Raw genomic sequence first — 18,286 nt, forward strand, 5'->3', positions numbered from 1 at the left:
TATGCGCCTCATCGGATGGGCGTGTAGCTCAGCGGGAGAGCACTACGTTGACATCGTAGGGGTCACAGGTTCAATCCCTGTCACGCCCACCATCCTTACTCAGGCGAACCTCCCGATCGCCAGAAACTTTCAAACAGACGAAGAACGAAACGCAGGCTCGGCGATCAACCGCCGCCGCTGTCTATCGCTGATACATTCCCGAATGCAGCATCTGACCCCGGCCAAAGACCGACGAGCACAGATCGGAAACCGGCGCCTTGACGGCATTACCACGCAAGACGCCGAGCGATGGCACCGCAACCGGAGCCGCTGCACGAAATAGTGGGGCCGCGTCATGGATCGGCCTGTCTTGCCGCCCTACCTTGCTCCCGCGAGCTCAGCGCGCCCCCCGACATGAGGCAAGTGCCCTGTCGGCGGTAAAGTGCCCAGGCTTCGAGAGCCCGAGCGGGAAAGAAAGGAACGGACAATGCCAGCCATCAAGAACATCGTCCTGGTACACGGCGCCTGGGGTGACGCCTCGCATTGGCGTCACGTCATACCGCCGCTGCACGCCAAGGGCTACAGGATCGCAGCGGTTCAGAACCCGCTGACGTCGCTTGCCGACGACATCGACCGGACAACGAAACTTGTGGCGGCACAGGACGGACCGACATTGCTGGTCGGCCATTCCTATGGCGGCGCTGTGATCACCGGCGCCGGCCACGCACCGAATGTTGCCGGTCTGGTCTATATCGCCGCTTTCGCGCCCGACGAAGGCGATAGCCTCGGCAGCATCTTCGCCCGCCGCGACGCCCCGTCCGGCGCAGGCAGTATCCGGCCCGACAAGGACGGTTTCCTCTGGCTCGACCAGGCGACGTTCCGCCAGAGCTTCGGCCAGGATCTCGGCGAGACCGAAGCGCTTGTCATGGCCGTCACGCAGAAGCCGATTGCCGGACGTTGCTTTGAAGACAAGTCCGGCCCGCCGGCCTGGAAGGTGAAACCCAGCTGGTATCAGGTGTCGAGCCGCGACAACATGATACCGCCGGAAACCGAACAGTGGATGGCCGAGCGCATCAAGGCGAAAAAGACGATCACGCTCGACGCGAGCCACGCGTCGCTGGCCTCTCACCCGACAGACATCGTCGCGCTGATCGATGAGGCGATCGCCTCGCTCGGCTAGAGCATCTCCAGGAAAAGTGCGAAGCGGTTTTCCGTCAGGAAATGCGTAAAAACAAGGAGATGGAGCGTTTCCGCGACTCCGTCTAAACCGGAAACGCTCTAAACGCGCTGTGGCAACGAAATCCCCGTCGATCGCATGGACCGGCGGGGTTCATGTCGAACAGGCTGCCCGACGACCGAAGACGCCTTCAATGTGCGACGGCGGAAGCGACGGACATCAGTTCTTCGCGGCGCGGTACGCCGAAGAGATTTTTGCCGCCATCCGGCACCTCGGTGAAACTCCAGCGCACGACGCCGTCACGATCGAGTAGGAATTCGCCGACGAGTTGCCCCGTCCCGGTCGCCATCATGCGTTCGTCGGCGTCGGTGATCTCGTAGGCGTCCGCCTTGTCGAGATAAGCCGTCGCTGCCATCGGGTCCATCGGTTCCGGCAATAGATCAGGCATGTTCACCTTCATCGCCATCATCGTCTTCTGGGCCATCTTGTACGGCCAGACGTCCTCGTCCTCGGTGAATTCGAGGTTGGGCAAGCCGAACGCCCGATGCGAGACCCGCTCCGGATCGGAAGCCGCCAGCAAATGCGGCAACGGGTGGTAGCGGAAATAGAGCCGGGCCCGCTCGATCGGCGTGTTGACGATCGTCAGGCTCTCGATGCCCTTTTCGCGCAGGGCCCCGTCGAGCTGCGCCATCGCGGCGATCTGGCGCCTGCAGAAGGGGCAATGCAGGCCGCGGAACAGGCCGACCAGCACCGGCTTGCGGCCGCGAAAATCGTCAATGGAAATCTGCCCGTCCTGGGTAATCGCATCGAGCACCACGTTCGGGGCCCGGTCACCGGGCTGTAGTGGTCCATTGTGTTGTCCAACCATGATTTTGTCTCCTCATGCCGGTCGTGGGTTACGGAGATGCAGGGGCAGGTCTCGCGCAATGACATGAACGCAACCGCCTCGTCCGGTGCAGAACCGATTGGCGACACAGGTCTCTCTTTCGGAAACCGTCGGCGGCCGATCATGCAATCTGGATCTTCGTATTTACCTTCGACGGACCTGCCCTGCGGCGCCCTAGTCGAGGAACGGCAGTATCATCAACGCTTCGGGATCAAGACCGTGCCGAGTGCATATGTCGCGAGCCGAGGCGAAGTGCCTTTCCGCACCATCGAGATCACCCGCATCAAGACAGAGCGTCGCCAAACCATCATAGCACGGAAACAGCAGCTGCGCCTCTCGCGTTTCGAAAGCGAGTTCGAGTGCTTCCTCGTACAGGAGACGCGCGACATCGGGGCGACCGTGACACTGGTCGATCTGTCCCAGTACCAGCAGCGATACCGGCAGGTGATCGCGCTGATCGAGTTCGCGGTCGATGGCGATCGCCCGTTCGGCCGCCGGAATGCCATCGGCCGCACAGCGGTCTGTGAAGGTGCAATAGGCCACGGCCAAATTGGAAAGAAGGCGCGCCTGAAAGCCGAGATCCCGTATACGCTGCGCCAGGTCGAAGCCGAATTTGCAGACTTCGATTGCCCGTCGCGGCTCGATGATCGTGTAGAGAACGGCAAGGTTAGTGTAGCCTCGGCAAGCTGCATTGAGCAGATCGGCCGCCTCGGCGACCGCGACACTGCGCTCGATCGTTGCAATTGCCTCGGTGCCGCGGTTAAGGCGCGCCAATGCCACGCCTTTCGTATTGAGTGCTTCCGCCGTTACGCGATCCATCTCGCGTCGAGCGTCCAACGCTTCGGGCGCCAAGGTCCCGACACGCTTCAACGCATCGTCGGCCCAGGCCATGGCGTCGACATAGTTGCCCATGCGAAAGGCCAGGTGACCGCGCTCCTGCGAGAGGTGGGCGCTTTCGATCGGCGCGTCCGCGTTCTCCAAAAGAAGGGCAGCCGCCGCGAACGCTGCCAACGCCTCGTCGCGCCGCGCCGTTTCCCATAGGAGATGTCCAAACTTGCGCTGAATGCGAGCGGCGGAGACCCGGTCGTCGGTGGTGCGATAGACGTCGAGGAGCCAAGCATAGTGCCCTGCAGCCGCGTCGCGCTGGCCCGAAGGACTGAGCAGATCGGCGACTCGCTCGCGGGCGGCAAGCCATTCGGCCCCTTCCTCGCCAACCGCTGCCCAGGCGGCCATGGCCTGCTTGTAGAACCGGATGGCATCGTCGTTCGCATAGATCGCCTGCGCGTGTTCTCCAGCCGCCATCAGATAGTGTGCGCCTTTCGACTTTTCCTCCGACTGGCTGAAATGGTGGCCAAGCAGCGCCATCTCCTCCAGCCTTGTGGTCTGTGCGCCGTAGCGTCGCTCGAGACTTTCGGCGACAACGGCATGAATCTCCGCGCGCCGACGCAGAAGCAGGTTGTTGTAGACCACCTCCTGCAGCAGGGTCTGGGTAAAGCGGTAGGTCTGCACGCCCTGCAAGCGGCCGTCCCGCGTCTCCTCGATAATCTCGGTATCGCACAGAAGATCCAGCGCCGCATCGATCGTGGTTTCGTCGCCGGCAACGATCCGCAGCAAGTCGACGTCAAACCGCGGACCGATGACCGCCGCATAATGAAGCAGTCTGCGCGATTGCGGCTGCAGCCGGTCGATCCTGCCCAGCAACATGGCTTCGATGGTCACGGGAATATCGACGCTGGCCTCGCGCTCGACCACCCGCCAGGCGGTCCCGTGGTGCTTCAGGGCGTCGACTTCAATCAAGCCGCGTACGATTTCCTCGATGAACAGTGGATTTCCGCCCGCACGTGCCAGTATACGGCCGGCCAGTCCCCGGTGCAGGCCATCCGCACCGAAGAAGGCTGAAAGCAGCCTGCGCCCCTCAGCCTCGGTCAGCGGCGCGAGTCGCAACGCCGTGAGGCTCGTTCGACCAGGCTTCAGCCGCTCGACCGCCGTGTCGGGGCGCTGCGTCGTCAGCATCATCAACGGACCGCCCTCCATCCGGTCGAGGGCAAAAGCAATGGCATCGAGCGACGCGGCATCAGCCCAATGCAGGTCCTCGATCACCAGCAGCAGCGGCGCGCGTGACAGACGCCGCTCGAAGATGGCTCTAACCGCCGCAAAGAGTTGGCGACGCATCTGCTCCGGCTCCACATGCCGCGACATTTCGTCGTGCGTCCCCATCCCCAGGATGCGAAGGAAAAGCGGCACAAGCTGTTCCAGCTTTTCTGGCGTAAAGCCGATCTCCGCCAGCCCTGCAGTGAGAAGCTCGGTGGTTCGCGCCAATGTGTCGAAGGTCGAAATGCCGTAGGCCCCGCGCAAGACAGACGCCAGAACCCCGTAGGACGGCTCGCCCAGCGACGAAGAGCTTGCGCGACGAACGACGACGTGGCCGAAGCGCGGATCGACGGCGACCAGCGCCAGAAACGCGTTGACGAGCCGCGATTTCCCCATCCCCGCTTCACCGGACAGCTGCACCAATTGCGCGGTCCCGTCACAGGCAAGTTCCAGACAATTGAGCAGACGCTTCATTTCCCCATCGCGCCCGACCAATGGCGCTGTCAGGCCCAAGGCCTCCAGACCGCGTGCGGCCCCGGGTGCATCAAGAACCTCGATAAGCCGGTACACCTCGACGATGCCGGCCTTGCCGCGCAATGCGGTTGCACCCAGCGCTTCATAAGCGAAGGCATGGCGGGTCACGCGATATGTGACCGGTCCAACGAGGATCTCACCGGGCCCGGCCATTGACTGCAGGCGCTGGGCGGTGTTCACCGCGTCGCCCGTGACCGAATAGGATTTGCTGTCTCCGGCTCCCAGGCCGCCTGCAACCACGGTACCGGTATTCAACCCGATATGCAGGTTCAGCGGCGCACCGATGCGATCCTGCCAACGTTCACCAATCAGGCTCGCGCGCGCGATCATATCGATTGCCGCCCGAAGGGCTCGCTCGGCATCGTCCTCATGCGCCACCGGGGCGCCGAAGAGGGCGAGCAGCGCATCGCCGATGAATTTGTCGACGAAGCCGCCATAGGCTTCGACCGCTTCTGTCAACTCTGCAAAGAACTCGTTCTGAAACGTCTGCAGGATCTCCGGATCCATATGTTCGCCAAGGCCTGTGAAGCCGCACAGATCGGCAAAAAGGATGGTTGCGGTGCGGCGGTCGGCATCTTCGTTGTCGCTCGATGCCGGTACGGATGAATCCCGTGCCGCCCTTGGCACCGGCATCACCGCAGCCTGCCCAGACACCAAAACCTTTGCTGCCGCCGGCTTGTCCATCGGCGTGCCGCAATTCGGGCAGAAAGCGAAACTGGGGAGACAGTCCGCGCCACAGCGCGGACACTGGCTCCGCTGCTTGGCTCCGCATCTCGGGCAAAACGAAAATCGCCCCTCGATCTCGCAACCGCATTCATGACAGTTCATCAATGGCGAACCTTCGAAGAGGCCCGGCGTGCCGCATGCCATCCAGAGCCGTTTGGACACAATCAACGCAAAAGAATGGACCCGCTCGCACGGCTTTGCAAGCAAGCACTAACATTAAGACATCAGCGGCTGACAGGATCCGAACAGGCCGCACCATGCCCCCTTGGGAGGTATGCTGCATTCTGTTTCCGTCGGTTGCGCGATCCCTCGACCGACGGAAACAGGGGCTTAGAGATCAGGAGTGGGCGCGGCGTTGAGCGTGTCTGCGCCGCGTCGGCCGCCTCGCAAATATCCCAAGATCGATGGCGGTGCCGTCCGGCGCGCAGCAAACCTCTTCGGGATGGCGATCGCTTGCTTCCATTGCGAAATGGATCGCCGCCGCCTCGTTGGTGAAGAGCCCTCCGACCAACCCCTTGCGGTCGGAGACAACCCACCATCCGTGGCTATCGCGCCCGACGACGAAACGCGCGCGTGCCAGCAAACCGCGACGTACCTGCTGCATACTGCCCATGATCGAATGTTCCTTGTTGACGAATGGTGCGGCGGCTCAGCCGGCGACCCAGGGAATGACGGTCTGGATGCCGTAGGCGAGCCCGAGCACGATACCGAGGCGGATGCCGATGCCGAGGAAGGCGTCGCGAACCGCACCGTTGTCGGCGGGATAGCTGTCGGTCCCCTGCGACCGGCGTCTTTGTTCCGCCTGTGCGGCAAGATGGGGAAAGCGTGACATGGTCTGTCTCCTTTGTTGTGTTTGATACGAAGCTCGTGCCGTGCCGGTCGTGCACAGCGGCAAGAGCCGCCCAATCTGCGATGACATGGAACCGCCCCGTCGAAGGCCGTGGCCTCAGCTCGCAAGCGCGAGGGGCAGGCGCGGGCTGACATGTTGACCGCCACGAACCTCGATCAGCGGTTCGAGCGCCGAGCGGATCTCGGCCGCCGTCTCCGGCGACACCGTCGTCAGCGGCAGCCGGACTTCGGGGCTTAAGCCCCGTGCCAGGTGCAAGGCGTATTTGATCGGGCCCGGATTGGTTTCGCGTTCAAGCGCGGTGAACAAGGGCTGGAGCCGCTGATGGATGGCGACGGCTGCCTGGCTGTTGCCGGTTGCGATCGCGTGATGCAGGGAAATCATCAGCCTCGGCACCACATTCGCCGCCACCGAAATCGTGCCGTGCCCACCGCAAAGATTGAACGGCAGCGCCGTCTGGTCGCTGCCGGAGAGTTGGCAGAGCCGCGCCTTGACCGATGGCGGCGATGCGAGGAAGCGACCGATGTCGCCCGTCGCATCCTTGATGCCGACGATGCCGGGTAGCTGCGCCAATCGCTCGAGCGTGCGCGGCGCGATATCGACGCCTGTGCGCGAGGGCACGTTGTAGACGATGACAGGCAAATCGACCGCCCGGACGACCGCCTCATAGTGGCGATAGATCCCTTCCTGGGAGGGCTTGTTGTAGTACGGCGCAACGATGAGCGCAGCGTCGGCGCCGAGCGCCTTGGCCTCAGCGGTCAATCCGATCGTCGTTTCGGTGCTGTTCGTGCCCGTGCCCGTGATAACAGGGATCTTCCTTTCGGCGACCTCGACACACCGTTCGATGACCATCGATCGCTCCGCGCGGGAAAGCGTCGCCGCTTCGCCGGTGGTTCCGCAGGCGACGATACCGGAAATGCCGTGGCGGATCTGCCATTCGACGAGCGACATCAGGCCGATGGTGTCGACCTTGCCGTCCTTGAATGGCGTGACCAACGCCGTGATCGCCCCTTCGAGGCGAAGCGAATGATCGCTCATGAAAATGTCCTTCAGGTTGGGAAATGGCCGCGGCGAGTGCTGTCGCTTTCGATGGAAAAGCGAAAGGCGCGGCAGCATTGCAGGAAGGCCGAAAGGATCGCCGATGCCAGATCGGCGTGGCGGGCCTTGAATGTCAGGCGGCCGGCATCGGCCGGTGCGTAGCGAAGCGTGCAGGTCCACAGGCCGCATTCATGGCTGAGGGTTCGCAGGCAGAGCTTGGCTTCGGTCGCGGTCGTCAGATGGATCACCGCGTCGACGAGCGCGTCGGCGGCCATGAGTTCGCGGAAACGGCGCGACGGCCAGTCTTCGGCGACCAGCTCGGGCATGTCTTGGAGCAGCCGCACAGCCTCCCAGACGTGGTGTTCACGCAGGCGACGCACCGCCGCGATGCGCAGGAGCAGGAGCTTCAAGGCATCCGGCCCGCTTTCGGCGCGGTCCGCCCCCTCGAAGCGATCGATACCGGGTTGACGATCCGGTGCCTCGGGACGATGGCGAAAGCTGAAATCGTGAAGGGTCATGGTGCTCACCCGTTGTCGATGAGTGAAGGCTAACCCCGCCTCGCGTCCGGTTTCGATTGCGACTTGCATCCGGCGGCATAAGATTTTCATAAGGGAGATCAAATGCCGGGTGTCCAAGCCAAAGGCACCCGGCTACAGTGCCGCGAGGGGCGAATATCCGGCCGAGATGCGGGCAGCGCGGCGTCGAAATATTCTGACGCAAAAGATGACGTGCACGCAATTTTGCGCTAGGTAGCCCCTGCACTGGCGGTCGGTGACCGCCATACCAGCACAATGACATTTCGTCCTTGAAGGAAACCGTCCATGCCTGCCTATCGCTCCCGCACCACCACCCACGGCCGCAACATGGCCGGCGCCCGCGGCCTTTGGCGCGCGACGGGCATGAAGGACAGCGACTTCGGCAAGCCTATTATCGCGGTGGTCAACTCGTTCACGCAGTTCGTGCCGGGCCACGTGCACCTCAAGGACCTCGGCCAGCTCGTCGCCCGCGAGATCGAGGCGGCCGGCGGCGTTGCCAAGGAATTCAACACGATCGCCGTCGATGACGGCATCGCCATGGGCCATGACGGCATGCTCTATTCGCTGCCGTCGCGCGAGATCATCGCCGACAGCGTCGAATACATGGTCAATGCGCACTGCGCCGACGCCATGGTCTGCATCTCCAACTGCGACAAGATCACCCCCGGCATGCTGATGGCGGCACTGCGCCTCAACATCCCCGCGGTCTTCGTGTCCGGTGGCCCGATGGAGGCCGGCAAGGTCGTCCTGCACGGCAAGACGCATGCGCTCGATCTGGTTGATGCCATGGTCGCTGCCGCCGACGACAATGTGTCGGACGAGGACGTCAAGGTCATCGAACGCTCCGCCTGCCCGACCTGCGGCTCCTGCTCCGGCATGTTCACCGCCAATTCGATGAACTGTCTGACCGAAGCGCTGGGCCTGTCGCTGCCCGGCAACGGCTCGACGCTCGCGACCCACGCCGACCGCAAGCGCCTCTTCGTCGAGGCCGGGCATCTGGTCGTCGACATCGCCCGCCGCCACTACGAGCAGGACGACGAAAGCGTGTTGCCGCGCAACGTCGCCTCCAAGCAGGCCTTCGAAAACGCCATGGCGCTCGACATCGCCATGGGCGGCTCGACGAATACCGTTCTTCACATTCTCGCCGCCGCCCATGAGGGCGAGGTCGATTTCACCATGGCCGACATCGACCGGCTGTCGCGCAGGGTTCCCTGCCTGTCGAAGGTGGCGCCGGCCAAGAGCGACGTGCACATGGAAGACGTGCACCGCGCCGGCGGCATCATGTCGATCCTCGGCGAACTCGAAAAGGGTGGCCTGATCAACCGCGATTGCCCGACCGTGCACAGCGAAACTCTCGGCCACGCCATCGACCGTTGGGACATCACCCGCACGACGAGCGAAACCGTGCGCAATTTCTTCCGCGCGGCCCCCGGCGGCATCCCGACCCAGGTCGCCTTCAGCCAGGAAGCCCGCTGGGACGAACTGGACACCGACCGCGAAAAGGGCGTCATCCGCTCGGTCGAACACCCCTTCTCCAAGGACGGCGGCCTCGCCGTGCTCAAGGGCAACATTGCGCTCGACGGCTGCATCGTGAAGACCGCCGGCGTCGATGAGAGCATCCTGAAGTTCTCCGGTCCGGCACGGGTGTTCGAAAGCCAGGACGCATCGGTCAAGGCCATCCTCGCCAACGAGATCAAGGCGGGCGACGTCGTCGTCATCCGCTATGAAGGTCCGAAGGGCGGCCCGGGCATGCAGGAAATGCTCTATCCGACGAGCTATCTGAAGTCGAAGGGCCTCGGCAAGGCCTGCGCGCTGATCACCGACGGCCGGTTTTCCGGCGGCACGTCGGGCCTCTCGATCGGCCACGTCTCGCCGGAAGCGGCGAACGGCGGCACGATCGGCCTAGTGCGCGAAGGCGACATGATCGACATCGACATCCCCAACCGCACGATCAGCCTGCGCGTCGACGAGGCAGAACTTAGCCGCCGCCGCACCGAGCAGGATACCAAGGGCTGGAAGCCGACCGAAGTGCGCAAGCGCAAGGTGACGACAGCACTCAAGGCTTACGCCGCCTTCGCCACCTCCGCAGACCGCGGCGCGGTTCGCGACCTCGGCGATCGCTGAACGCTCGACAATTTGAGAAACAAAGGCTCCCGCTCGTGGGGGCCTTTTTTGTGCGCTCTATGCCCTCATCATGTCGATGCGAGTTGGAATCCCAACTGGGGCACTTCGGACCTGATCCGCCCCTATATTCTGGACGGCAAGCAACTGGTGATCCACAGCGCTCCGGGTATCGATCCGACCACGGGCGAAGAGGTCACCTACCACCTTGAGTTCCAAAAGGTTTGAAGATCGGCCCTGCGGCCACTCCGATGCACGACGACCTTAGAGATGACGCGTTTCGGCCGGCGGGTGGAACCAGTTGTTGTTGCGGCCGTCCATATATTGCACCGGCGCTTCGGCAAGCACTGCCGGATCAAGATCGTCGAGGGCGGCCAGATTGACGGAATAGTAGGCGCCGCCGATCTCCTCGATATAGCCGTGACCATAGGCGGCGATGCCACAGGTCTTGCAGAAGCGGTGATGCCCGCTGAAGCTGCCGAACTGGTAGTCGGCGATATCGACTTCCTCGGCCTGAAGCCGGAACGCATCCGGTTTCACGATCGCGCCCCAATAGCGCTTCTTCCAGCAGATCGAGCAATTGCATTTGCCCGTACCGGCGTCGAGATCGATATCGGCCTCATAGCGGATCTTTCCGCAATGGCAGCTACCCCGATAGGTCAGTTTCATCACATTCACTCCCAATTCGAGACCCGAACAGCGCACATTTCAATGCGGCGACACGACAACTTATTGTCAATTCACTTATCGCATGATGACAACATATTGTCAATTATGCGCGCTACGGTTTTCAGAAGGCGGAAGCAGGCGGGTGAGTGCTATGTCCACAAGATGCATCTGATCTCGAGATGCCTGATCTCCGAAGGGGTACTGGCTGGCAATTGCCCTTGTAGGTCCGCTTGGCCATTCCCATTTTCTCTTCCTGCGATCAAAACGCTTGCGACAAGCGCGCCACAATGACAACATGCTGTCATTATTCACCGTGACACAATGGTAGTCGCTGTCAACATGGATGACCCTGTCCGCACCCCCGCCGGCGACGCCTTCGCCCAGTTCGCCATTTCGGTGCTTCGCCTGGCCGGTCCGTTGACGGCAGCAGGCGACGTGCTCGCCAAACCTTCAGGCCAGACGAGTGCACGCTGGCAGGTATTGGCGGCCGCGAGCCACGCCCCGATGTCGGTCGCCGATGCCGCACGCGCGCTCGGTCTTGCCCGGCAGGGTGTGCAGCGCATCGCCGACCTGCTCGAACAAGAAGGACTGATCACCTATGGCGACAATCCCGCACACCAGCGGGCCAAGCTGATGGTACCGACGCCGCGCGGCGAAGAGGTGCTGGATGAAATCAAGGCCAGGCAGACCGTCTGGGCCGATGCCTTTGGCGCGGAGCTCGGCGAGGAGCGGCTGCAGCGGGCAACGGCATTGATCGTCGAAGCCATCGCGCTGCTGCGGGATCGCCCGACCACAGGCTAGAAGCATCGCGTGCAAAAAGTGTGTAGCTTGGGAACCAGGTTACATCGATCCGCTTGCGCAGCGTGTCCTAGGCAAACAGCTGGAGATCAGCACGCAACCGCTCCGGCCCGCCTTGGCCGAGCCTCTCGTCGACCATCTGGTGGGCCGCCTTCCAGATCGGTACGGCGCGCGCCAGCAGGCGCTCACCCGCTGGCGTCAACCGCAGCCGACGCGACCGTCGATCCCCTTCGTCGGCAAAAATCTCGACCAGCCCGCGCCGCTCCAGCGGCTTCAGTGCCGCCGTCAGCGTCGTGCGATCCATGGCGAGCAGCGAGGCCACGACACCCATGTTCGGCGGCGCCGGGCGATTGAGCGACATCAGCAGGGAAAACTGGCCGTTGGTGATATCGAGCGGCCGCAAGGCATCATCGAATTGGCGGGCGATCGCACGGGCGGCACGCTGGACATGCAGGCACAGGCAGGTGTCCTTTACGAACAATGTGGTCTCGAACGGGATGACGGGCGATTTTGACATAAGTGATTAATGTTGATATCAACGTAATTAGTCAAGTGCAACGTTGGAAGGAGGAACGGGCATGAGACAGGATCATGCGGTCGTATCGCCACAGGAATGGCTGAAAGCGCGAAAGGCGCTTCTGGCCCTGGAAAAAGAGCACACCCACCTCAGAGACAAGGTCAACGCGGCGCGCCGTGCCTTGCCCTGGGTGAAGATGGAAAAGCCCTACGTCTTCGACACGCCGAACGGACAGAGGTCGTTGGCCGAACTCTTCGACGGACGCAGCCAGCTTGTCGTCTACCACTTCATGTTCGGGCCAACCTGGGAGGCCGGCTGCCCCGGCTGCTCGTTCCTCGCCGACCATTTCGGCGGCATGCTGCCGCACCTCAATCACCACGACGTCACGTTGATCGCGGCATCAAACGCCCCGCTTTCGAAGCTCGAAGCCTACAAGAAACGCATGGACTGGCATTTCCCCTGGGTCTCGGCCGAGGGAAACGGCTTCAACAGCGACTTTCACGTCACCTTCACGCCGGCCGAACTCGCTGAGGGCAAGGTCGTCTACAACTTCACCGAGACGGAAAGCGCCAATGCGCACGAGGAACTGCCGGGCCTCAGCGCCTTCCAGAAGGCCGACGACGGCACCGTCTACCACACCTATTCCACCTATGCCCGCGGGCTTGAGGAACTGGTCGGCACGCTGATGCTTCTCGACCGCGCACCAAAGGGGCGAAACGAGGACGGCACGCAGGGTTTCGTGCGCCGCCACGACGAATACGAGCATGCGCCTCGACGCAAAGCCGGTTAAGCCTCCCGGCACCGCGCCCGGAACGGAACCTTTTGGCTCCGGGCGCGTTTCTTCCCGCTCGTATCTCTGATTGAACCGGTCGTATCTCTGATCGAATTTTAGGCATCGCTGGGAGAGGAGACTTCGGTGAAGGCAGAACCGGAAGAAGCGCATCGCTGGCTCGAACAATTGCTCGGCGATTGGCAGGTGCGCACATCAGGCGCACCTGAAACGGACACCCCATGGACCGAACATGTTCGCAGCCTTCGAGGTCTCTGGACGGTCTGCGAAGGTCAGGGCACGATGCCCGACGGCAACTTCGGCCAGACCTTGATGACGCTCGGCTACAACCCCGAAACACGACGCTTCATTGGAACCTGGGTCGGATCGATGATGACCCACCTGTGGATCTATGACGGCGAACTCGAGCCCGACGGGCTGACGCTGTCACTCTACAGCGATGGGCCGGACTTCGATGTTCCAGGCAAACAGGCCAGGTATCGCGACGCAATAACCCTTGACGGCCAAGCCCGACGCCTGCTGACGGCGCATGTCAGGACGGATGACGGGACCTGGAAGGAAATGATGACGGCGGAGTACACCCGCCTCTGACATAGGATTTCACGCATCTTACCCCGCACGGCCGACCTCGGTCGGCGCAGCTTCCAATTTTGCAACCGGAGGACATGAGATGGCAGGCCATCACGGCAAATTCGTCTGGTACGAACTGATGACGACGGACACCAAGGCGGCAGAAACCTTCTACAAGGACGTCGTCGGGTGGAATGCCCGCGACGCCGGCATGCCTGGCGTCAGCTATACCCTGTTTACCTCAGGCGACCACCAGGTCGCCGGCCTGATGACCATGCCCGAAGGCGCGCTGGAGATGAACGCGCCACCCGCCTGGCTCGGCTATGTCGGCGTCGACGATGTCGATGCGGTTGCGGCGAAGGTTGCGGCCAAGGGCGGCAAGATCCACCGGGCGCCCGACGATATCCCCGGCATCGGCCGCTTCGCCATCGCCACCGACCCGCATGGAGCGGTTTTCGCCCTGTTCACCGGCACCGGCGAGCCGCCCCCCCCTGTCGACCCGATGACGCCGGGGCAGATCGGCTGGCATGAGCTGATGTCCGGCGACCTCGACGCGGCCTTCCCCTTCTATGCCGACCTCTTCGGCTGGACCAAGGATAACGACATGGATATGGGGGAGATGGGCACCTATCGGATCTTTGCCATCGACGGGGTCCAAGCCGGCGGCATGATGACCAAGCCGAAGGATATCCCGTCACCCTATTGGCTTTACTACATCAACGTCGCAGCGCTCGACACGGCCATCGAGCGCATCAAGTCCGGCGGCGGCAAGATCGTCCTTGAGCCCATGGAAGTGCCGGGTGGAGCCTGGATCATCCAGGCGCTCGACCCGCAAGGCGCCCTCTTCGCCCTTGTCGGCCAGAGAGGCTGAACACAATCGCAATCGAAACGGACCTGCCTGGTATCCATCGATAGGCTCCAGGCAGGCCGAACCGCCCCCCGTCCGGCATGCCCCTGGCAATTGCGCATGGCGTGCGCCGCACGCATCCCTCAGTTGCGGTTTTACCCATGGTATTTTAGGGTATTTCAGGGATATTTAACACCTTATGCGATAGTACTGCGGCCTGTATCACTGATCGCGGAAAAGCATTCCTTCTCCGCGGCAAGAAATTGTCGCGACTCCGGCACGATGACCGGTAGCATTGGTGGACCAACTTCGCGCAAATGACCAAGTACACCCACAATGAGCGACAGGCCAGCGAGAGTGGTCGCGACATTCGCTCCGCCAAGATGCTGCGCCGCAAACTGCAGTGGCTGGTTGCCATCGTGGTGGCCTGTACGGGCGTGCTTGCCACTGAAATCATCGCTGCCTCCTATTCCGACTTCGTCATTGCCCGGCGCAACCTTAGGGAAGTCATCGCCTTCTGCCAGGTTCTCGACACGGCAACCTATCTCTCGGCCGAGCGCGGGCCGTCGAATGGCGTGATGGGTATCGGCATCGCCCCTGGCTCTCCGGTTCAGGCGCGCCTTGCAGAATTCCGGGCGCGCAGCGATGCAGCGCTTGCCGAAATCGTGGCCGGCGCGACCGATGACAGCCGGTCTGAGCCGGCGGCGGCACTCTCTCCTATTCTCGTCGAAGTCCAACGCCGCCTTGGCGCCGCCCGTGCCGAGATCGATCGCATCGCCGCCATGCCGCCGGAACGCCGCGACCTGACGGAAATCCAGATGGCGATCGAGGGTATGTTCGCGGTGATCGACGCGATGCGCCCCGCATTCGACTGGAACATCCAGCGCCTGACGAACACCGATCCTGATCTGGCGGGCATCGCCATCGCCGCCCATATGCTCGCCAATCTGCGCGAGGACGGTGGCCGCCTTGCATCTCAGCTTATGGCTCCGGTCGCAGTCGGAAGACCATTGCAGGCCAAGAACATAGCCGACAGCGAGCGAACGCGCGGCCGCCTGCAGGAAATCTGGTCCGTCGTCGGCAAGCCGGGCGCGCTGCCGGGGTTGAAGCCGAAGAACATTGCCGATATCGCCGCGATCGAGCACCAGTTCTTTGGTGAAGGCTTTGCAATCGTCGACAGCGTCGTGTCGGTCGGCAGGCATACCGGGCATTACCCGATGACGGCAGAACAATTCACCGACCGCTACGTTCCGAAGATGAAGCCGCTCGAGATCCTTCGCCGCGACTTCATGGACGCCACGGTGGAGAGGCTCGCCACCAGCAAGACGCAGGCCTCGATAAAGCTGACGATCGCCACCACGGCAACCTTCGCCTTGTTCATCGTTCTCCTCATCCTCATGCGTCGCGCGCGATCGCTGGTCTTCGAACCGCTGCTGCTTGCGCGCCACAGCATCATCGAGCTTGCCAATGACCGCCCGATCGCGCGATTGAGCGGCAAGGGTGGCGAAGGCGAAATGGGACGGCTCTTCGATGCGATCGACGTGCTGCGACAGCGGCTCGACGAACGCACCCTCCTGATGAAGCACCTCGAACGCCAGGCCGAAACCGACGAGCTGACGGGGCTGCTCAATCGTCGTGCGCTGGAACTGATCGGCGGCGCCGAGGATCAGGCAGGTAGCGACAAGAACGCCTGCCTGATCCTCATGGATATCGACCACTTCAAGCAGATCAACGACACCCACGGCCATCTCGTCGGCGACATCGTGCTGAAGGAAACCGCCCGTATCCTTCGCTACTCCGTGCGCTCGTCCGACCTGGTCGCGCGTTTTGGCGGCGAGGAATTCGCCGTCATCACGCCGGGCGACGATATCGATGCGGCCCGCGCCCTTGCGGAGCGCATCCGGTCCAACCTTGCGGGTGCGCCGATCACCGTTGCCGACGGCCGGGAACTGAACGTCACCGCAAGCTTCGGCGTCGCCGGCGCCAATGCCAATCCGGGCTGGAAAGGCCTGATCGAAAGCGCCGACACCGAGCTTTATCGCGCGAAATCCGAAGGCCGGAATCGCGTCTGCGGCTAACTGACAGCTGAGCGCCTCGTCTCGTCATCAGCCGGACAGCCGTGCCCGCGCTGCCAGAAAATCGAGCATCACCCTGACGCGCGACGGCAGCGCACCGCCCTGGCCCTGAAACACGGCGTGAAACGTCTCGCGATCTCCCGGATTGAGATGTTCGACAATGGGCACCAGCCGGCCGGCATCGATGTCGTCCCGAACCGTGAATGTCGCCATCCGTGCCAGTCCGACGCCTGCAAGCGCCAGACGGCGCAACCCCTCCCCGTCGCTCACCCGCACCCTTTCGCTCGGCGGAAGCAATATTGCTTCGCCATTGGACAACAGCGGCCAACCATCGACGGCCCTGATATAGCTGAGGCTCAGGCGGTTGTGCGCCATCAGCTCGTCAAGGCTCTCGGGCTTGCCGCAACGCTCGAGATAGGAGGGCGCCCCGACGATGGTCATCGACGTACTGCCAAGCTTGCGCGCAATCAGCCTCGACGCTTTGAGCGGCCCGGCGCGGATCGCGATGTCGACGCGCTCCGCCATCAGGTCGACGACGGCATCGGTCTGGATGATGTCGACCGAAAGCCCCGGATAGGCGCTCAGAAATTCCGGCAGCAGTGGCATCAGCACATGGGTGGCAAAGGACGCGCTGGCATTGAGGCGAACACGGCCCGCCGGCATATCGCCGGCCGCCGCCTGTCTCTCCGCGTCATCGATATCGGCGAGAATGCGGGCCGCCCGCTCGTGGAAGGCGCAACCCTCCGGCGTCAGCTGCAATTGCCGCGTCGACCGGTTGATCAGCCGAACGCCGAGCCTCTCTTCCAGCCGCTGCACCAGTTTGCTCACTGCCGATGGCGTCATGCAGCATTCGCGCGCCGCCGCGGAGAAGCCGCCGAGTTCGACGGCCCTGACGAAGACGGCCATTTCGCCGGAGCGGTTGATCGAGTGTCGCGACATGTGACTTCAACTCACAAATGATGTTCCGGCAGATGGTCTACTTCTCAAATCAACGAGACACCACCTTTCTCTTGCCAATACAGGCATGACCGCAACGAGGAGTTCGAATGATGGAATACAGACGGCTTGGATCGTCAGGATTGAAGGTTCCCGTGCTGAGTTTCGGCGCTGGCACGTTCGGCGGCAAAGGCCCGCTTTTCAGCGCCTGGGGCAACAGCGACGATGCCGAGGCGCGCCGTCTCGTCGACATCTGCATTGAGGCCAGTGTCAATCTGTTCGATACGGCAGACGTCTATTCGGATGGCGCATCCGAAGAGGTACTGGGTGCGGCAATCAAGGGACGGCGCAACGACGTGCTGATCTCCACCAAGATGTCGCTGCCGATGGGCGATGGTCCGAACGATGCCGGTTCCTCGCGCTCGCGGTTGATCAAGGGGGTCGACGATGCCCTGCGCCGCCTCGGCACCGACTACATCGACCTGATGCAGTTGCACGCCTTCGATGCCGGCACGCCGGTCGAAGAGGTGCTTTCGACGCTCGACACCTTGGTGCGCGCCGGCAAGCTGCGCTATGTCGGCGTTTCCAATTTCGCCGGATGGCAGCTGATGAAGTCGCTTGCTGCCGCGGAAAAGCACGGCTACCCGCGCTACGTCGCCCATCAGGTCTACTATTCGCTGGTCGGACGCGACTACGAGTGGGAGCTCATGCCGCTTGGTCTCGACCAGGGCGTCGGTGCGCTCGTCTGGAGCCCGCTCGGCTGGGGGCGCCTGACCGGCAAGATCAGACGCGGCCAGCCCTGGCCGGAAGGAAGCCGCCTGCACGATACCGCCTCCTTCGGCCCGCCGGTCGATGACGAGAAGCTCTACGATATCGTCGACGTGCTCGACGCACTGGCAGGCGAAACCGGCAGGACCATCCCCCAGATCGCCATCAACTGGCTGCTGCAGCGCCCGACCGTGTCGAGCGTCATCATCGGCGCCCGCAACGAAGAGCAGCTGCGCCAGAACTTGGCCGCCGTCGGCTGGTCGCTGACCGCCGAACAGACGGCACGGCTCGACAAGGCCAGCCAGAAGACCGCCGCCTACCCCTACTTCCCCTATCACCTCCAGGAGGGCTTCGCGCGCCTGAACCCGCCGGCGGTGTGAT

At 62.9% G+C, this 18,286-nt stretch carries 17 protein-coding genes and 1 tRNA gene; 9 read left to right on the forward strand and 9 right to left on the reverse strand.

The features are described from left to right. The first annotated feature begins 17 nt into the window (after positions 1-17). Both BC363_RS18645 and BC363_RS18650 read left to right on the forward strand, forming a co-directional pair. Positions 18-92 (forward strand) — tRNA-Val (locus tag BC363_RS18645). A gap of 374 nt (positions 93-466) precedes the next feature. After that, positions 467-1,159, forward strand: a complete 693-nt coding sequence (locus tag BC363_RS18650) for an alpha/beta hydrolase (RefSeq protein ID WP_065780978.1) — start codon at positions 467-469, stop codon at positions 1,157-1,159. A gap of 187 nt (positions 1,160-1,346) precedes the next feature. Here BC363_RS18650 and BC363_RS18655 read toward each other — a convergent pair whose 3' ends face one another. The 6 genes from BC363_RS18655 to BC363_RS18680 all read right to left on the reverse strand — a co-directional run bounded on the left by BC363_RS18655 (position 1,347) and on the right by BC363_RS18680 (position 7,796). After that, a complete protein-coding gene (locus tag BC363_RS18655; protein WP_065780979.1) occupies positions 1,347-2,024 on the reverse strand; it encodes a peroxiredoxin-like family protein in 678 nt (225 codons plus the stop codon). A 192-nt stretch (positions 2,025-2,216) separates the two neighbouring features. Next, positions 2,217-5,495, reverse strand: coding sequence for an adenylate/guanylate cyclase domain-containing protein (locus BC363_RS18660; RefSeq protein WP_065781147.1), 3,279 nt, complete (start codon positions 5,493-5,495; stop codon positions 2,217-2,219). Between the two features lie 235 nt (positions 5,496-5,730). Beyond that, positions 5,731-6,006: a hypothetical protein gene (locus tag BC363_RS18665; protein ID WP_065780980.1), complete on the reverse strand. Its 276-nt coding sequence runs from the start codon at positions 6,004-6,006 to the stop codon at positions 5,731-5,733. Between the two features lie 36 nt (positions 6,007-6,042). Next, on the reverse strand, positions 6,043-6,225 hold the full coding sequence (locus BC363_RS18670) for a hypothetical protein (protein WP_065780981.1): 183 nt from the start codon (positions 6,223-6,225) through the stop codon (positions 6,043-6,045). A gap of 114 nt (positions 6,226-6,339) precedes the next feature. Next, positions 6,340-7,278 (reverse strand): 4-hydroxy-tetrahydrodipicolinate synthase, encoded by a 939-nt coding sequence (gene dapA / locus BC363_RS18675; RefSeq protein ID WP_065780982.1) that lies wholly within the window; start codon positions 7,276-7,278, stop codon positions 6,340-6,342. An 11-nt stretch (positions 7,279-7,289) separates the two neighbouring features. Then, positions 7,290-7,796, reverse strand: a complete 507-nt coding sequence (locus tag BC363_RS18680) for a hypothetical protein (RefSeq protein ID WP_065780983.1) — start codon at positions 7,794-7,796, stop codon at positions 7,290-7,292. A 303-nt stretch (positions 7,797-8,099) separates the two neighbouring features. Between BC363_RS18680 and ilvD the strand changes: the two genes are divergently transcribed. Further along, the gene (ilvD, locus tag BC363_RS18685; protein ID WP_065780984.1) at positions 8,100-9,938 is read left to right on the forward strand and encodes a dihydroxy-acid dehydratase; all 1,839 of its coding nucleotides are present in this window, start codon (positions 8,100-8,102) and stop codon (positions 9,936-9,938) included. A gap of 261 nt (positions 9,939-10,199) precedes the next feature. Here ilvD and BC363_RS18690 read toward each other — a convergent pair whose 3' ends face one another. Next, entirely contained in the window at positions 10,200-10,604 is a 405-nt protein-coding gene (locus tag BC363_RS18690; protein ID WP_065780985.1) for a GFA family protein, read from the reverse strand. A gap of 339 nt (positions 10,605-10,943) precedes the next feature. On the opposite strand from BC363_RS18690, the gene BC363_RS18695 reads away from it, so the two are divergent. Continuing rightward, complete coding sequence (locus tag BC363_RS18695; RefSeq protein ID WP_065781149.1) at positions 10,944-11,405, forward strand: MarR family transcriptional regulator; 462 nt, start codon at positions 10,944-10,946, stop codon at positions 11,403-11,405. A 67-nt stretch (positions 11,406-11,472) separates the two neighbouring features. On the opposite strand, the gene BC363_RS18700 is transcribed toward BC363_RS18695, so the two are convergent. After that, positions 11,473-11,919: a MarR family transcriptional regulator gene (locus BC363_RS18700; RefSeq protein ID WP_065780986.1), complete on the reverse strand. Its 447-nt coding sequence runs from the start codon at positions 11,917-11,919 to the stop codon at positions 11,473-11,475. Between the two features lie 61 nt (positions 11,920-11,980). Here BC363_RS18700 and BC363_RS18705 point away from each other — a divergent pair, with 61 nt between their 5' ends. From BC363_RS18705 to BC363_RS18720, 4 genes are all read left to right on the forward strand, one after another. Then, a complete protein-coding gene (locus BC363_RS18705; RefSeq protein WP_065780987.1) occupies positions 11,981-12,709 on the forward strand; it encodes a thioredoxin family protein in 729 nt (242 codons plus the stop codon). Between the two features lie 126 nt (positions 12,710-12,835). Next, positions 12,836-13,300 (forward strand): DUF1579 domain-containing protein, encoded by a 465-nt coding sequence (locus BC363_RS18710; protein ID WP_065780988.1) that lies wholly within the window; start codon positions 12,836-12,838, stop codon positions 13,298-13,300. Positions 13,301-13,379: 79 nt separating this feature from the next. Further along, positions 13,380-14,150 (forward strand): VOC family protein, encoded by a 771-nt coding sequence (locus tag BC363_RS18715; RefSeq protein WP_065780989.1) that lies wholly within the window; start codon positions 13,380-13,382, stop codon positions 14,148-14,150. A gap of 293 nt (positions 14,151-14,443) precedes the next feature. Then, the gene (locus BC363_RS18720; RefSeq protein WP_065780990.1) at positions 14,444-16,204 is read left to right on the forward strand and encodes a GGDEF domain-containing protein; all 1,761 of its coding nucleotides are present in this window, start codon (positions 14,444-14,446) and stop codon (positions 16,202-16,204) included. Positions 16,205-16,231: 27 nt separating this feature from the next. Here BC363_RS18720 and BC363_RS18725 read toward each other — a convergent pair whose 3' ends face one another. After that, complete coding sequence (locus tag BC363_RS18725; RefSeq protein ID WP_065780991.1) at positions 16,232-17,140, reverse strand: LysR family transcriptional regulator; 909 nt, start codon at positions 17,138-17,140, stop codon at positions 16,232-16,234. A 110-nt stretch (positions 17,141-17,250) separates the two neighbouring features. Here BC363_RS18725 and BC363_RS18730 point away from each other — a divergent pair, with 110 nt between their 5' ends. Then, positions 17,251-18,285, forward strand: a complete 1,035-nt coding sequence (locus BC363_RS18730) for an aldo/keto reductase (RefSeq protein WP_065781150.1) — start codon at positions 17,251-17,253, stop codon at positions 18,283-18,285. Position 18,286 lies beyond the last annotated feature (1 nt).

Origin of the sequence: Ensifer sp. LC384, assembly GCF_001695865.1 — a bacterium.
Classification (GTDB): domain Bacteria; phylum Pseudomonadota; class Alphaproteobacteria; order Rhizobiales; family Rhizobiaceae; genus Ensifer.

What these genes read in the sequence shown, in the direction of transcription:
- BC363_RS18650 (WP_065780978.1), top strand. Translation starts at nt 467, where the DNA reads ATGCCAGCCATCAAGAACATCGTCCTGGTACACGGCGCCTGGGGTGAC.
- BC363_RS18655 (WP_065780979.1), bottom strand. Translation starts at nt 2,024, where the DNA reads ATGGTTGGACAACACAATGGACCACTACAGCCCGGTGACCGGGCCCCG.
- BC363_RS18660 (WP_065781147.1), bottom strand. Translation starts at nt 5,495, where the DNA reads ATGAACTGTCATGAATGCGGTTGCGAGATCGAGGGGCGATTTTCGTTT.
- BC363_RS18665 (WP_065780980.1), bottom strand. Translation starts at nt 6,006, where the DNA reads ATGGGCAGTATGCAGCAGGTACGTCGCGGTTTGCTGGCACGCGCGCGT.
- BC363_RS18670 (WP_065780981.1), bottom strand. Translation starts at nt 6,225, where the DNA reads ATGTCACGCTTTCCCCATCTTGCCGCACAGGCGGAACAAAGACGCCGG.
- dapA (WP_065780982.1), bottom strand. Translation starts at nt 7,278, where the DNA reads ATGAGCGATCATTCGCTTCGCCTCGAAGGGGCGATCACGGCGTTGGTC.
- BC363_RS18680 (WP_065780983.1), bottom strand. Translation starts at nt 7,796, where the DNA reads ATGACCCTTCACGATTTCAGCTTTCGCCATCGTCCCGAGGCACCGGAT.
- ilvD (WP_065780984.1), top strand. Translation starts at nt 8,100, where the DNA reads ATGCCTGCCTATCGCTCCCGCACCACCACCCACGGCCGCAACATGGCC.
- BC363_RS18690 (WP_065780985.1), bottom strand. Translation starts at nt 10,604, where the DNA reads ATGAAACTGACCTATCGGGGTAGCTGCCATTGCGGAAAGATCCGCTAT.
- BC363_RS18695 (WP_065781149.1), top strand. Translation starts at nt 10,944, where the DNA reads ATGGATGACCCTGTCCGCACCCCCGCCGGCGACGCCTTCGCCCAGTTC.
- BC363_RS18700 (WP_065780986.1), bottom strand. Translation starts at nt 11,919, where the DNA reads ATGTCAAAATCGCCCGTCATCCCGTTCGAGACCACATTGTTCGTAAAG.
- BC363_RS18705 (WP_065780987.1), top strand. Translation starts at nt 11,981, where the DNA reads ATGAGACAGGATCATGCGGTCGTATCGCCACAGGAATGGCTGAAAGCG.
- BC363_RS18715 (WP_065780989.1), top strand. Translation starts at nt 13,380, where the DNA reads ATGGCAGGCCATCACGGCAAATTCGTCTGGTACGAACTGATGACGACG.
- BC363_RS18720 (WP_065780990.1), top strand. Translation starts at nt 14,444, where the DNA reads ATGACCAAGTACACCCACAATGAGCGACAGGCCAGCGAGAGTGGTCGC.
- BC363_RS18725 (WP_065780991.1), bottom strand. Translation starts at nt 17,140, where the DNA reads ATGTCGCGACACTCGATCAACCGCTCCGGCGAAATGGCCGTCTTCGTC.
- BC363_RS18730 (WP_065781150.1), top strand. Translation starts at nt 17,251, where the DNA reads ATGGAATACAGACGGCTTGGATCGTCAGGATTGAAGGTTCCCGTGCTG.